The sequence below is a fragment of the Nocardia sp. NPDC050408 genome (genome assembly GCF_044458905.1).
Lineage (GTDB): Bacteria > Actinomycetota > Actinomycetes > Mycobacteriales > Mycobacteriaceae > Nocardia.
In genome coordinates this window covers 705,542-720,012 of sequence record NZ_JBITIL010000004.1, presented here as the reverse complement: position 1 = coordinate 720,012, position 14,471 = coordinate 705,542, and the positions used below count along the sequence as shown (strand labels likewise).

The window sequence follows — 14,471 nt, the reverse complement described above, 5'->3', positions numbered from 1 at the left end:
GTAACCGAGTGATCGCATACGAGGTGCGGCGGGTGCACAGTTGCGAGTTCTGCGGCACCGACGACCAGGCCCTCGGTACCGACAGCTCGTTGGACCGGGCGAAGTCGATCGCCGAACACGACGCGGGCCTCGCTCTCGAATGGGCATGGTTCGCCGACGGCGAGTGGCCGCTGAACTCGGATCCCGGCGACGGCGTCTATCGCTACTACATCTACGCGCGGGAGACTACCGCGTAATGGTCACGAGGCGCGCACGACCGGATCCGTATATCCCGCAACAGGACTCAGTTGCAACACCGACGGCATCCGCCGGGTGAGGGCACTCGGCCCGGTGAATTCCACTCGGCCGCTTCGCATTGCGTGCGAGAGCGGAATGCGTCCCAGCCAAACCTGGTACAGCGATTCGACATCGGAGCTGATGGTGACATCGACCGGGTAGCCCGGATCGGCATCGCACACCGAAGGCACACCCGATTCGATGACGATCCAATAGCGCCGAAAATCATCGGTGAACCGTACGCACAGCACATGGCGCTTACCCGGAAACGTGGACGTATCCAGCCGGGAGTGCATCCACCACACCAGCAACCCGGCATCCAACTCCTCGGGCTGCGGTTCACCGAAGGTCCAGCGCGCACCCCATTCGCCGAGGCCGAACAGGATCGGCTCCAATTCCTGACCGGCCGCGGTGAGCAGATATTCGCTGCCCACTTTGTCGATCAATCCGGCCCGCTCGAATTGGCGCAGCCGCTTGGCGAGCAGACTCCGCGAAAGCCCGGGCAGACCGCGGGCCAGATCGTTGAAGCGAGTTGTACCGATGAGCAGATCGCGCAGGATGAGCAGCGACCAACGCTCGCCGAGCACATCGAGTGCACGGGAGATCGGACAATATTGGCCATAGCTTGCGGTCGTGCTGGTCATGGTTACCTCGCGAACCGGGTCTATTTTCTGGACCATGGAAGTCCACTTTCTGGACTATTCGGTTATCGCTGCCGTTCCTAACTTCGAAACATGACGACTATTGCCCATGACATCACCACCACCGACTGGATCGCCCTGGCACGCCGGATCGGGGAAACCTTGCGCGCCGATGTGGCCGCCCGCGACCGCGGCGGCCAGATCTCCGTCGCCGCCTTCGACCTGCTGCGGACCACCGGATTGTCCGCCGCACTCGTACCCATCGAGTTCGGTGGCGGTGGTGTGTCGCACCGCGAGATGGGCGAGATCCTGCGCGAACTCGGCCGCCACGATCCGTCCACGGCCGTCGCGTTCGCCATGCACACCCATCTGGTCGCCGCACAGGTCTGGCGGCACAACCACGGCATCGACGCCACGGCGGTCTTCGGCAAGGTGGCCGCGGGCGCGATTCTGGTCAGCACCGGCGCTTCGGACTGGGTCGAATCCAACGGCCGGGCCGAGCGCGTCGACGGTGGCTTCCGGGTGAGTGCGCGCAAGGCGCCCGCCAGCGGCTGTGAGGTCGGCGATGTGGTGGTGACCAGCATCCGCCACGGCGATGCACCGGAGGGACCCCAGGTGCTGCACTTCGCGTCGCCATTGGACGCGCCCGGTATTCGCATCGAAAAGACTTGGGACACTCTCGGTTTACGGGCCAGCGGCTCTCATACGGTGGTCTTCGAAGATGTCTTCGTCCCCGATGCCGCGATCTCGCTGACCCGCCCTGCCGACGCATGGCCCCCGGTGCTGAATGTGGTGATCGGCGCGGCCATGCCACTGGTAATGGCGGCCTATCTCGGCATCGCCGACGCCGCGGTCGAATTGACCGCCGCACTGGTCGCCGACCGCTGCGAACCGCATACCTTCCAGCTCGCGGGGGAAATGATGAACGCATACACCACCGCCGCGGATCTGATCGCCGCCATGTTCACCGATTCGGACAATCTGCACTTCGACAATACCGACAGTTACGGCGCGCGCACCCTCAGCCGCAAGACCGTGGCCGCCGAAGCGCTCGTCGATGCCGTTCGACTGGCCATGGAAACCGTTGGCGGCGTGGGGTTTTCGCGCAGCTGTGAGCTGGAGATGTGGTATCGCGACATCCACGGTTGCCTGTTCCACCCGCTGCCCCGTGCCAAGCAGACACGATTCACCGGCCGAGTTCTGTTGGGCCGCCCGCCCATCGGTTGATCGACCTTCTCGAATGGCAATGCCCGAAGCCGGGACGCAGGCCTGCCGATCGGGGTTCAATGGATGGACACGATGATCCACGGGAGGGAGTCATTGGTGTCGGAGATCATCACCACAACCGTGGACGAGGCGGTGACTGCCCCTCGGACACGATGAAGGAGTCGCGCACCCCCTCGCCCGCGGCTCCTTCATCCCGCTGCACCGGGCAAATCCTCGGCATTGCACATTCTGTTAAGAAATGTTCGGCGTTTGTCACGGGGTGTTCCCGCATCAACCGCTGGTCAGACCGTACGGTTGTCTCCGACGCGACGACAGGAAGTCGCGTACGGCCCCCGGCCGCTTCGGAACTAGCAACACCGAGGTGTGGACCATGTTTATGCGCAAGATGATCGGCGCCGTGGCGGGAACCGTCATGGTAGGTGCGGTCGGCGCCGTCGGCGGCGCCGGCACCACAACCGCGGCCCCCGGTGGCTGCCCCGACCTCTATGTAGTGGCGATACCTGGAACGTGGGAGACCTCCGATGCCAAGCCTGGCGAGGGCATGCTCGCGAGTGTCACCGATAACCTGCCGCGAAATACCCGCACCGACTACGTGACCTACGCGGCGACCGCCTTCCCCTGGGAGACCGATGTTTACGGCCGGTCCAAGCGACAGGCCATCGATAATGCCCGCGGCCTGGTCACAGCCATGGCCCAGCAGTGCGCCGAGACCAAGATCGCGCTGATCGGCTACAGCCAGGGCGCGGATGCGGCGGGCGATCTCGCCGCCGAAATCGGCACCGGACTCAGTCCCGTTCGACCCGAACGCATCGCCGCGGTCGGTCTCATCTCGGATCCGCGTCGCTCGCCGGCCGACGCCCTCGTCGGTCCCCCGGTAAACGGCGCCGGTGCCGGCGGCTCGCGCATCGAAGGCTTCGGCTTCCTCACCCCGAAGACCCGAACCATCTGCGCCGTCGGTGACCTGTACTGCGCCGCTCCGCCCACCGACTTCGCGACCCGCTTCGCCGGATTCCTCGCTCAGGCCTCCGATGCCGACCCAGCTCAGCTGTGGCGCTATCAGCAGGAGGCGTTCGCCATCTTCAACGACCTGATGGCGACAGGAGTGTCCCCGCTCATCCAGAACCAGCTCGCCGATCCGGAAATGAGCGAACGTAAGCAGGAATTCGAGCGGTTCTACAACTCGTTCGTCCATCAGAACTATCCGACCTACGTCGTGGATTCCAACGGTGCCACCGCCACCTCGTGGCTGCGGCAGTGGCTGGTCGGCCTGGTCTGAAAAACCCTTCGCCAGCGGTAGGTGCGCTGTGCCACCATGGATTTCGATGATGATCACCCGATTGCGCGGGTGCTCACGAGCATGCGGAAGGAGGCGGCGGCCGTGACCATTGTCGTATCGAGCCCGCGTCGGTATGGCGTGCGCGTCGAGCAGGAACTGCGCCGCCCCCCGGCCGGTAACTGACCGACCCTCGCTTTCCGAATCCGCTCGCTCTCTCGAAACATGGTGACTCCCATGACGTTCCACCGTGCCACCGATCCGGTGGCGTCGACTGTCGACAACTGGATACACACCCGGGTACTGGTGTTGAACGCCAGCTACGAGGCGCTCACCGAGATCAGCGCCGACCGGGCCGTGGTGCTGCTCATGGGCGGTGCTGCGGAGTCGATCGCGGATCGGGAGCCGCACTTCCCGATTCGGTCCAAGCACCTCGAGCTCGCGCTGCCGGAGACGATCCGGCTGCTGCGCTACGTGTACCTCGACCATGTGACGCGAATACACGACGGTAGTCGCGCGACGCTGGCCGGTGTGCTGCGCCGGGACAACCACCGGTGCGGGTACTGCGCGTCCTGGGCGCGCACCGTCGATCACATCCGGCCGCGTAGCCGGGGCGGTGCGAACACCTGGGACAACCTGATCGCCGCGTGCGCACTGTGCAACTCGAACAAGGCCGACCGGACGCCGGAGGAGGCGGGCATGCGGTTGCTGTGGCAGCCGAAAGCGCCCGCCCACCTGGCCCGAAGCCAGCGGCGGATCTGGAAGCAATTGGCCGCCACCTGAGCCGAGAGAGAAAGGAGAAGGCTCGAAATGACCGTCGAATTGGAGACCAGCGCACTTGTCGATCTGACCGACCTGCTCCCGCTCTCGGATTCCCGAGAGTGGCATCGGGCCGCCTGTCGAGGTGATCCGAATCACGAAGCCTGGTTCCCGTATCCGTCGCAGGACTTCGAGTACGCACGGGAAGTTTGCGCGGGCTGCCCGATCCGCGATGCCTGCGGTGAATTCGCCGCGCGCACCGGACAGTCCGGAGTTTGGGGCGGCCACGAGTTCGATCGCGGACGGATGATCCGACCCTGATCGGATGTTCGCGCCACGCCGTGCCGGTGCGCCGCACCGGACACACCGGCACGGCAAATCTCGCGTGAACATACACTGAGGATCGTGGGCACACATCGCAGCGGAACCAGATCCCGGGGCGTCAGCAAAGGTCCGGTTATCGCAGTGGTTGCCGTTTTGCTGCTAGTCGCGGCGGTCTTCGCGTTTTTTCAACTCAGTGATCGCGCCGCGAACCGGGACAAGTCGGCCGCGGCGGAATGTAAGCAGGGGCCGTCGACGCTGTTCGTGACGGTCGATCCGGATATCACCGATCCGGTGCGGGCCGCGGCCGAGCGCTACAACGCGACCAATCCGAAGGTGCGCGACCATTGCGCGAAAGTAGTGGTGACGGCCCAGCCGTCGGCGGCGATCGTCGCCGGGTTCACCGCGGGCACGCCGTGGAACGCTGCGCTGGGTCCGCAGCCGGGGCTGTGGATCGCCGACTCGATGCGGTCCATTGAATCGATGCGGGTGCCCGGCCTGATCGAGGGCACACCCGCACCGGTCGCGATGACTCCGATCGTGGTCGCTGTTCCCGAGGAGCTGCGCAACGCCCTCGAGCAGTCCAAGATCACCTGGGCGGATTTGCCACGGCTGCAACAGGGTTCGCTGAATGAGCTCGGGCTGTCCGGGTGGGGTGGGCTGCGGATGGCGCTGCCTGCTGGGGACTCGACCCTCGCGACGGCGGCAGCGGTCGGCTCCGCGGTGTCGGGGACCGATCCGCTCACCGATCAGGTCGCGAAGTCCGGTCAGGTTGTCGCCGCGATCTCCGGCCTCGCCGCGACAGCGCCGCAGGCGGCGGACACCACGGCGGCTTTGGCCGCGATCGGAGGGACGAATTCGCCCATTCACGCGGTCGCCGCTACTGAGCAGCAACTGAAAGCTGTTGGCGGTACGTCGGCATTTCGGCCTGCCGGGACTGCACCGGTCGCCGATCACCCCGCCGCGTTGATGTCCGGAGCGTGGGTGGACAAGACCCAGAATCTGATCGCGTCACTGTTCGCCGACTACCTGCGCGCACCTCAGCAGTCCTCGGCCTTCACCGCCGCCGGATTCGCCGCCGCACCGGCCACCGCCGCACCCGCAGCACCGCGAGCGGCACTGGACAAGGTCCGTGCCACACTCGCCAATCCTGTTCTCGGCGTGCAGGCTACGGTGCTGCTCGACGTATCGTCCTCGATGGGCAATAGCGACGGATCCGTCGCCCGGCTCGCGAATGCACTCGGCGCGATCCGCTCCACGATGAATGTGATGCCGCCGGACTTCGGACTCGGCATATGGACATTCGGCAAGAACCTCGACGGGACAACGCCGTACAAGATCCAAACTCCCACCGCGCCACTGAACGATCAGCAGCGCACCGCCTTGGATACGGCGCTGGAGGCACTGAAACCCACCGAATCTCGCACCGACCAGGCGTATCCGTCACTAATCGCCGCCTACCGCTCGGCTGTTCGCGGATACACCGCGGGGCTCACCAATTCGGTCCTGCTCATCACCGACGGCCCGGATGACGACTCCACCGTCACCGGAGCCAAACTGCTGACCGAGCTGACCTCCGCCGCCGATCCGGCCCACCCGGTTCGCATCGATGTGATCGTCATCGGCGGCAATGGCACGGAAACCCTCCAAACCGCCGCTCAGCGAACCGGAGGGACCTACACGCGGCTGGCAACGTCGGATGACATCAACTTCGGGACCGCGGTAATGCATGCGTTGACGACGCCGTGAGGACTGGCCGTTTACGATTCGGTCAGGGCACCTGCAATTTCACGCGATCGACAATCGTACGAGAGCGCCGGATTCCATTGCTACCCAGATGAAGCCGTCCGGGCTTGCCGTGCGACTGTGGGATTCGGTTAGACGGCCGGGCACGCCCAGTCCGCCGGGGTCATTCGCCGCGAGATCGCCCGCGGCGAACCCGCGGCACGGTCGACGTCGAGTAGGAAATTCACTTCGCCGTGGCGCCGAATTACCACCGCCTGTCATCACTTACGAACCGGTGACCATGCAAGACACCGTCCGCACGGCCGATGTCGCACTTGGTCGCAGCGCGCGCCAGCGCAGTCCGACGGCCGATCGGGGCGCAGCGGAGCACCTCGCAATGCAATGATGACCCGGTGACTTCCTGGCTTCCGCTTCTCAGCTCGCTCATCGTCGCCGCCGCGGCGCTCATCGGCGTCCTGATCAACAACCGGACGAACCGCAGCGCGATCACCGCGGCCGACGAGCGCAACCGGACCACACTCGATGCCGCTCAGCGCAATATCGAGACAACCCACGCCGCCGCGCAACGCAACATCGACAACGCGAATGCCGCCGCAGAACACCGCGAACAGGACAAATGGCGGCGCGAATCGATCTTGACCGCGATCTCCTCGGTACTGCTCTCCGCCGCCGACGTTCGCCAAACCCTGTGGGACACACTCGATTGGAAAGCCGAATCGGTCGAGGATGTGGACAGTTTCGGCAAGGAAGTACAGCAGAGCATCTCCGCATGCAATGGCTACATCACCCGACTCCGCGTCCTGTCGAACCTCAAGATCCCGCAGCGCTGCGAAGATCTGCTCCGCACCCTCTCCGCAGCTCAGAGCATCACCGTGCAGCGCCTCAAGGTCGAACTCGACGACGAAGCAACCATGGACGACGTGAACGCGATCCGCGCACTGTGGCATAAGGCAATTGCCAATACCGTCCAAGACGAACGCGCTGTCATCGACGCAACGCGCTCAGAACTTGGGATCGAAGCCCTCAGCGAGATCCCGGAACTCGAACCCGAGGCTCCTGCGGACCCGGCGTGATCAATTCGGCCTGAGTCCGAATCCGACACAACCGCCGCCTCGGTCCGGGGCGGTAACCTGCGAATCCGCAGCGCGCAGCGACCGCGGCGGACGCGGTCTGCCTGCGTCCCGGAATCGCCGAGTACACCGCGCTGTCTCGCGCCCCTGGTGATCCCCGCCGCGATCTACTGTTGACCAGAGTCGGCCACTTCGGCCGCCGCACTGGCGTTGCGTAACGTTCGCGGCCACGGCGGCAGCCTTCACGACGTCTTCCTTCGGCGTGTCCGACAGAAATTCATCACCCGGAGCAACCGGTCGCACATGTCCGGTAGTCCGACCAATCACGCTTCGAAAAGCACGCTGGGGTTGGGAATCCATGCGCGACTGCGTGCAAAGCGAGGGCTGCTGGCCGGATCTGGTCAATACCTACGCTAATGCGGCTGCCGCACAGTGAAGATGGCTGTCGAGCCGCACCTGCGACGGGTCGAGGCGCGGCTCGGTAGCCGTCAGTACGCGTCCAGCGGCGGGCAGGAGCAGACGAGGTTGCGGTCACCGTAGGCGCCGTCGATGCGCCGCACCGCGGGCCACACCTTGCCCCGCGCCGGATCCAGACCCTGCGGATACACCGCGACCTCCCGGCTGTACGGGCGGTCCCACTCCCCGACCAGGCAGGCCGCGGTATGCGGCGCACCGCGCAACGGGTTGTCCGTCACCGGCCACACACCCGCGGCGACCTGATCGATCTCGCCCCGGATCGCCGTCATCGCGAGGATGAATTCGTCCAGTTCGGCGAGGTTTTCGCTCTCGGTGGGCTCGACCATCAGCGTGCCAGCCACCGGGAAGCTCATGGTCGGCGCATGGAATCCATAGTCCGCCAACCGCTTTGCCACATCATCTACGGTCACACCGGTCCGCTTGGTGATCTCGCGCAGATCCAGAATGCACTCGTGCGCGACCATCGAGTTCTCACCGGTGTACAGCACCGGGAAGTGCTCGTTCAACCGGCGCGCGATGTAGTTGGCCGAGGCGATCGCGGTCAATGTGGCCTTACGTAGACCATCCGCACCCATCATCCGGATATAGGCCCAGGTGATCGGCAGAATCGACGCCGAACCGTACTTCGCCGCCGACACCGCGTGCGAGCCGTGCTCGAGCGGGTCACCGGGCAAATACGGCGCGAGATGGGAGCGCACCGCCACCGGCCCGACGCCCGGACCGCCGCCGCCGTGCGGAATGCAGAAGGTCTTGTGCAGGTTCAAATGGCTGACGTCGCCGCCGAACCGGCCCGGACGAGCAAGGCCCACAAGCGCATTCAGATTCGCGCCATCGACGTACACCTGACCGCCCGCATCGTGCACCAGCGCGCACAACTCGGCCACCTCGTGCTCGTACACGCCGTGCGTCGACGGATAGGTGATCATGATGCACGCCAACCGGTCGGCGTGGTCGGCGATCTTGGCACGCAGATCATCGAGATCCACATCGCCGTTCTCCCGGCACTTCACGACCTCCACGCGCAGGCCGGCCATGGTGGCCGAAGCGGCATTGGTGCCGTGCGCGCTGGACGGAATGAGGCACGTATCCCGGTGTGTGTCACCACGATCCAGGTGATAGCGCCGAATGGCCAGCAGTCCGGCGTACTCACCCTGACTGCCCGCATTCGGCTGCAGGCTCACCTGGTCGTACCCGGTGATGGCCGAGAGCCAGCCCTCCAGATCGGTGATCACCCGCAGCAGTCCGGGCGCATCCTCGACGGGCGCGTACGGATGGATCCGCGCGAAACCGGGCCAGGTGATGGCCTCCATCTCGGCGGTGGCATTGAGCTTCATGGTGCAGGACCCCAGCGGAATCATGCTGCGGTCCAGTGCGATGTCTTTATCGGAGAGCCTGCGCAGATAGCGCAGCATCGCGGTTTCGGTGTGGTAGCTGGTGAAGGCCCGATGGGTGAGGAATTCCGAGGTACGGGTCTCGATGGAACCGCCGGGCACGCTAGGCGCCCCGCTCGGATCGCTGACGCCCAACGGCAGCCCGGTGCTGAAGGATTCGAGCACCGCGGTGACATGCGCCTCGGTGGTGGCCTCGTCACAGGCGATGCCGACATGATCGGCATCCACCAACCGCAAATTGATCCCGCTCGACTTCGCCTTCGCGACAACGGATTCCGCGCCGCCGGGCACGCGCACCAGCAGGGTGTCGAAGAAATTCTCGTGCACTACAACACCATCGAGTCCGGCCGCGATGGCCGCGGCGCGGGCATGAACGCGGCGGGCGATCGCACGCAGCCCGTCGGCGCCGTGGTAACTCGCGTACATCGCGGCAACAATGGCGAGCAGCACCTGTGCGGTACAGATGTTGGAGGTTGCCTTCTCCCGGCGAATGTGCTGCTCCCGGGTCTGCAGTGCGAGCCGGTATGCCTTGTTGCCGTCCACGTCCACGGACACACCGACCAACCGGCCGGGCAGTTGCCGCGCGTGCTTGGTGTGCACAGAAAGGTATCCGGCATGCGGACCGCCGAAACCCATCGGCACCCCGAAACGCTGTGTGGTGCCGAAACATACGTCGGCCCCCTGCTCCCCCGGCGGCGTAATCAACGTCAGCGCAAGCAGATCCGCGCCCACCGCAACCAACGCGCCACGCGCATGTGCCGCCTCGATCACCGGCCGCCAGTCCACGATCCGGCCCGACGCACCCGGAACCTGAACCAGCACGCCGAAGAACTCGCCCTCGGGCAACTCGCCACCGGACAGATCCGCCGAGACGATCTCGATGCCCAGCGGCTCGGCCCGGGTGCACAGCACGGTCTTGGTCTGCGGGAACAAATCATCATCGATCAGCAGACGTGCGGACTTGGACTTGCCCGCGCGGCGCAGCAGCGTCATCGCCTCGGCAGCGGCGGTGGCCTCATCCAGCATGGACGCATTGGCCACCTCCATGCCAGTCAGATCCGACACCATGGTCTGGAAGTTGAGCAGCGCTTCGAGCCGCCCCTGGCTGATCTCGGGCTGATATGGCGTGTAGGCGGTGTACCAGGCCGGATTCTCCAGCAGGCTGCGCACCAGCACCGGCGGGGTGAGCGTGTCGTAGTAGCCGAGCCCGATCATCGAGGTGGCCACGGAATTCGACTGCGCGAGCCCGGCGAGTTCGGTGAGTACCTCATGCTCGGTGCCCGCCGGCGGCAGCACGTCCAGGCCGGAGTCGTCCAGAATGCTCGCGGGCAGTGCCGCGGTGGCGAGCTCGTCCAGCGAACCGACGCCGACGACGTCCAGAATCCGGGCGAGTTCGTCCCGGTCGGGTCCGATATGGCGGTCGGCGAATGATCGAGTCACGGCAGCTCCAGGGTCGGGCGGGTCGGCCAACGGTGCCGACAGGTACCAGCCCTCCCCCTCTGTCGTGGAGCCTGAGAGATTCGGACGCCGCGACACCCTGCCTCGAACGGACAGGTTCCGGGCCCCTTTCCCCATGGGCGGGCGATCGCCGCGTTGTGCGCCGAACACCACTTTCCAGAGACGTCGAAGCCCGTACGGTCCTTTTGCCTGAGAGATTGACGGGGAGGTGCTGCTCCTTCGGCGCCCGAACTCTTGTGAAGTCCGGAACTCTCCCGCACGGCGGCGACGCATCGTCAGTTTATGTCGCGCACGCGACGAATGACGCCACTGGACCCCGGAATGGCGTGTAGCGCTCATCACTCCGGCGCATATGACAAGTGCCCGCCGCGGTAGCGACGGGCACCCGATACGATCTCTAGCCGGTCTTCGCGTTCATCCGAGCCTTACGACGGAAGGACAGTTCGTCCTCCGGACGTTCGCTCGCACTGCCGCTCACCGCCCGCTCGGCCGGGAAGTTGGCGATGGCTCCGGTCAGCTCCCGCATGGCGCCGCTGACCGCGATTCCGAAGACGCCCTGCCCACCCTGCAGTAAATCGACTACCTCCTCGGGCGAGGTGCATTCATACACCGAGGTGCCATCGGAGAACAGCGTGATGCCCGCCAGATCCTGTACGCCACGGCTGCGCAGGTGATCGACCGCGATGCGGATGTTCTGCAGCGAGATGCCGGCGTCCAATAGCCGCTTCACGATTTTCAGGACCAGAATGTCCTTGAACGAATACAGCCGCTGGCTGCCCGACCCCGCCGCGCCTCGAATGGAGGGCACGACCAGTCCGGTCCGCGCCCAGTAATCGAGCTGGCGGTAGGTGATCCCGGCCACCTGGCATGCGCTGGGAACGCGGTAGCCGACCAAATCGTCGGGTACCGAGTCATCCGGGAACAGGCCTGGCTGTACCACATCCTGCGATTGCTCTGCCACTGACCACTCCCTTGCTTCGCCGACGCCTTGCCTCATCGATGACCCGGCTCCGTAACGACCAACGACCGGCCATAACGGACGTGGTCCAACTATCGAGATTACTCCCCCTGATTGTCCCGGGAGCGGCATCATCCGACCAAACGCGACGCGCGGTGAGAGTCTCGACCTCTACTTTAGGGCCAGTGGAAATATGGGCGCGCCTAACCGACAATGCCAGTCCGCCAGGTCAACTCAGCTATCGGTGGCCTTGAAATCGTCCGGCGAGACGGACTCGAGGAACTCCTTGAACTTCTCCACCTCGTCCTCGCGCTCATCCGGCATAACCAGCCCCGCCTCCTCGAGCACCGGCTCCTCGGCATAGATGGGGCAACCGACCCGCAAGGCGATCGCTATCGAATCCGACGGCCGCGCCGAGACCCGCAGATCGTTCTCGAAAACCAGATCCGCGTAGAAGGTGCCCTCCTGCAGATCCACGATCCGCACTTCCTTGAGGGTGTGCCCGAGGTCAGCGATCAAGATCTTGATCAGATCGTGAGTCAGCGGACGGATCGGAGTCACCCCCTCTTGTTCGAGCACGATCGCGGTCGCCTCGGCCTGCCCGATCCAGATCGGCAAATACCTGTCTCCGGACGCCTCGCGGAGCAACAGCACGGGCTGGTTCTGTGGCTGCTCGACACGAATGCCGATTACGCGCATCTCACTCATCGCACTGCCTCCCAATGACTCGCCGGCCGCCCGGCATGACCGCTGCAGAGCTCGCCGTACCACGAGTCTAAGCGAAGCTCGAGGCGTGCAGCATTCCCTGTGCACAGCCGAAATCGGCGTGTTGTCCGTCTGGAACGCAAAGCGAACTTCCGATGTACCCGCCGAACTCAGCCGCCGAGTGAGGACCGCACCGACGCTTTCACCAGGCAGGTGTGCAGTGTCAGCGACAATGCGGCCAACTCGCGCACCGTTTCCTCCGCACGGGCCCGCGCACCGGCATCGCGGCTCTTGGCGATCGGGGCGGCGATTTGCGCTACCAGCGCGGCCTCGCGGTCCGCGGCCAGCTTGAAGGCGCGCAAATGCCGTGCCTCCAGGCCGAATTCGGCCATCGCCTTAGCGGTCTTGGCCAGCGTCACCGCATCCTCGTCGAAGAAACCGGCGACGCCCGGCGTGATCAGATTGGCCCGGATCAGATCGGCGAGGAACTTCTCATCGATCTCCGCCCTGGCCAATAGATCCGCCCGAGTGAGCCGAATTTCGTGATCGAATCGCAGCTCGTCGGGCGAGATTTCACCGGGCACGACGCCGAGTCTGCGCGGAGGCGCGGTGCGTGCAGAACTGTGCGCCACGGGTGTGGCGGTGAGCTCGGAGTCGGACATGGCATGCCCGGGCTCCGGCGCACCGTTGCGGCCGGAGTGCGCCCGGGCGCGGGCTTCCCGCACACCGAGCGTCGCCGCACCGCTGTCGATCGCTTCGAGCTGCTCCTTGATCACCTTCAAGGGCAGGTACTGATCGCGTTGTGCGGTCAGCACGAATCTGAGCCGCTCGCAGTCCGCGATCGAGAACCTGCGATAACCCGACGGGGTGCGCTCGGGTCGGATCAGCCCCTCGGCCTCGAGGAAACGGATCTTCGAGATGGTGATATCCGGAAAGTCCGGTCGCAGCAGGTCGAGCACGGAGCCGATCGACATACCTCCGCGAGCCCACTGCGCCGCGCCCGTCATAGCACCGAGTCTTTCATGACACAGCGTTCTTGCCTGTCAACAGCCCCGACACGCGAAATCCGTGCCGCTGATGTCACAGGCTGCCCGCACCCGCCGACGAATCGCTCGACTCGACCCGCGGTCCGGTGAGGAACACGAGGCGGAACTTGCCGATCTGTACCTCGTCACCGTTCTGCAACTCCGAGGAGTCCACCGGCTCCCGGTTGACGTAGGTGCCGTTGAGGCTGCCCACGTCGACCACCTGGAAGGAATCGTCGTCCTGCCGGAATTCGGCATGCCGACGGCTGACGGTGACGTCATCGAGAAAAATGTCACTGTCGGGATGGCGGCCCGCCGACGTGGTCGGCTGATCGAGCAGGAACCGCGAGCCCGCATTCGGGCCTCGCTTCACGACCAAGAGGGCAGCACCAACCGGCAGACCCTCGACCCCTTGGACCGGCTGTTCGCCGGTCGCCTCAGCGGAGCGCGACGCGTCGACCTCGTTCAGGAAATCCGCGCGGAAGACCGACGTCGTCTCGGCCGCGGTCTCCCCGTAACCCGGGTCTTTGTTCTCGCTCACCGTTTCTCTCCTCCTCGAACCTGATTATCCATGCAAGCAGGTGCTGCCTTCACCGCCACGACCTGGGGATCCTGGCGCTAGAACACCGGCTGCCAAGCACCGGCACATCTGTTGGCATTGACCGTACCCTGCCTGGGCGTACCCGTGCAGGTAGAACTGGGAAGGCTGGGTCAGCCCCCGATAACTCCTTGATAACCTGCGGCATCCAGCAGTTCACCGAGCGCGGCGTCCACGTCGGCCTCGTCGCTCAATTCGAGCTCGAAGATCCACCCCTCACCATAGGGATCGTTGTTCAGCGTTTCCGGCGCCGAGTCCAGAACACCGTTCACCGCAACGACTTTCGCGGCCAGCGGGGCGTAGATATCGGACACGCTCTTGGTCGACTCCACCTCGGCAATGCTGTCCGCGGCGGCCACCTCTTTGTCGACTTCAGGCAACTGCACGAACACAACGTCACCGAGTTGAGACTGGGCGTAGTCGGTGATTCCCACCCGAACCCGGGTCGGGCTGATCCGCTGCACCCATTCATGCTCTTCGGTGTAGCGCAGATCCTCGGGGGTCTGGGTCACAGGCCGTCCTTTCGTCGTCGACTCGACGCAACTC

15 protein-coding genes and 1 riboswitch are annotated in these 14,471 nt (G+C 65.1%); of the genes, 8 read left to right on the top strand and 7 right to left on the bottom strand.

The window, feature by feature from the left end; translation table 11 throughout:
* Nucleotides 1-8: 8 nt before the first annotated feature.
* Nucleotides 9-236, top strand: coding sequence for a hypothetical protein (locus ACIBJI_RS16535; protein WP_364343184.1), 228 nt, complete (start codon nt 9-11; stop codon nt 234-236).
* 3 nt (nt 237-239) lie between these two features.
* Here ACIBJI_RS16535 and ACIBJI_RS16530 read toward each other — a convergent pair whose 3' ends face one another.
* Entirely contained in the window at nt 240-920 is a 681-nt protein-coding gene (locus ACIBJI_RS16530) for a winged helix-turn-helix transcriptional regulator (protein WP_364343187.1), read from the bottom strand.
* A 90-nt stretch (nt 921-1,010) separates the two neighbouring features.
* Between ACIBJI_RS16530 and ACIBJI_RS16525 the strand changes: the two genes are divergently transcribed.
* The 7 genes from ACIBJI_RS16525 to ACIBJI_RS16495 all read left to right on the top strand — a co-directional run bounded on the left by ACIBJI_RS16525 (nt 1,011) and on the right by ACIBJI_RS16495 (nt 7,316).
* Nucleotides 1,011-2,144 (top strand): acyl-CoA dehydrogenase family protein, encoded by a 1,134-nt coding sequence (locus ACIBJI_RS16525; RefSeq protein ID WP_397084720.1) that lies wholly within the window; start codon nt 1,011-1,013, stop codon nt 2,142-2,144.
* A gap of 370 nt (nt 2,145-2,514) precedes the next feature.
* The gene (locus tag ACIBJI_RS16520; RefSeq protein WP_397084718.1) at nt 2,515-3,420 is read left to right on the top strand and encodes a cutinase family protein; all 906 of its coding nucleotides are present in this window, start codon (nt 2,515-2,517) and stop codon (nt 3,418-3,420) included.
* Nucleotides 3,421-3,456: 36 nt separating this feature from the next.
* A complete protein-coding gene (locus tag ACIBJI_RS16515) occupies nt 3,457-3,603 on the top strand; it encodes a hypothetical protein (protein ID WP_397084716.1) in 147 nt (48 codons plus the stop codon).
* 51 nt (nt 3,604-3,654) lie between these two features.
* Nucleotides 3,655-4,200 carry an HNH endonuclease gene (locus ACIBJI_RS16510; protein ID WP_396955473.1) on the top strand — a complete coding sequence of 182 codons (546 nt, stop codon included), beginning with the start codon at nt 3,655-3,657 and terminating at the stop codon, nt 4,198-4,200.
* 27 nt (nt 4,201-4,227) lie between these two features.
* Entirely contained in the window at nt 4,228-4,497 is a 270-nt protein-coding gene (locus ACIBJI_RS16505; RefSeq protein ID WP_364343199.1) for a WhiB family transcriptional regulator, read from the top strand.
* Between the two features lie 84 nt (nt 4,498-4,581).
* A complete protein-coding gene (locus ACIBJI_RS16500) occupies nt 4,582-6,246 on the top strand; it encodes a VWA domain-containing protein (protein ID WP_396955472.1) in 1,665 nt (554 codons plus the stop codon).
* 389 nt (nt 6,247-6,635) lie between these two features.
* Nucleotides 6,636-7,316, top strand: a complete 681-nt coding sequence (locus tag ACIBJI_RS16495; protein WP_364343205.1) for a hypothetical protein — start codon at nt 6,636-6,638, stop codon at nt 7,314-7,316.
* A gap of 485 nt (nt 7,317-7,801) precedes the next feature.
* Here ACIBJI_RS16495 and gcvP read toward each other — a convergent pair whose 3' ends face one another.
* The 6 genes from gcvP to gcvH form a co-directional block, all read right to left on the bottom strand.
* Nucleotides 7,802-10,621: an aminomethyl-transferring glycine dehydrogenase gene (gene gcvP, locus ACIBJI_RS16490; protein WP_397084714.1), complete on the bottom strand. Its 2,820-nt coding sequence runs from the start codon at nt 10,619-10,621 to the stop codon at nt 7,802-7,804.
* A gap of 185 nt (nt 10,622-10,806) precedes the next feature.
* Nucleotides 10,807-10,906: riboswitch (glycine riboswitch) on the bottom strand.
* A gap of 130 nt (nt 10,907-11,036) precedes the next feature.
* On the bottom strand, nt 11,037-11,636 hold the full coding sequence (locus tag ACIBJI_RS16485; protein ID WP_364343211.1) for a MerR family transcriptional regulator: 600 nt from the start codon (nt 11,634-11,636) through the stop codon (nt 11,037-11,039).
* A 195-nt stretch (nt 11,637-11,831) separates the two neighbouring features.
* Nucleotides 11,832-12,305, bottom strand: a complete 474-nt coding sequence (locus ACIBJI_RS16480) for a bifunctional nuclease family protein (protein ID WP_364343214.1) — start codon at nt 12,303-12,305, stop codon at nt 11,832-11,834.
* A 167-nt stretch (nt 12,306-12,472) separates the two neighbouring features.
* Nucleotides 12,473-13,309, bottom strand: coding sequence for a MerR family transcriptional regulator (locus ACIBJI_RS16475; RefSeq protein ID WP_364343217.1), 837 nt, complete (start codon nt 13,307-13,309; stop codon nt 12,473-12,475).
* Nucleotides 13,310-13,382: 73 nt separating this feature from the next.
* Nucleotides 13,383-13,868, bottom strand: coding sequence for a glycogen accumulation regulator GarA (gene garA, locus ACIBJI_RS16470; protein ID WP_062985688.1), 486 nt, complete (start codon nt 13,866-13,868; stop codon nt 13,383-13,385).
* Between the two features lie 170 nt (nt 13,869-14,038).
* Complete coding sequence (gene gcvH / locus ACIBJI_RS16465; RefSeq protein ID WP_364343221.1) at nt 14,039-14,437, bottom strand: glycine cleavage system protein GcvH; 399 nt, start codon at nt 14,435-14,437, stop codon at nt 14,039-14,041.
* Nucleotides 14,438-14,471 lie beyond the last annotated feature (34 nt).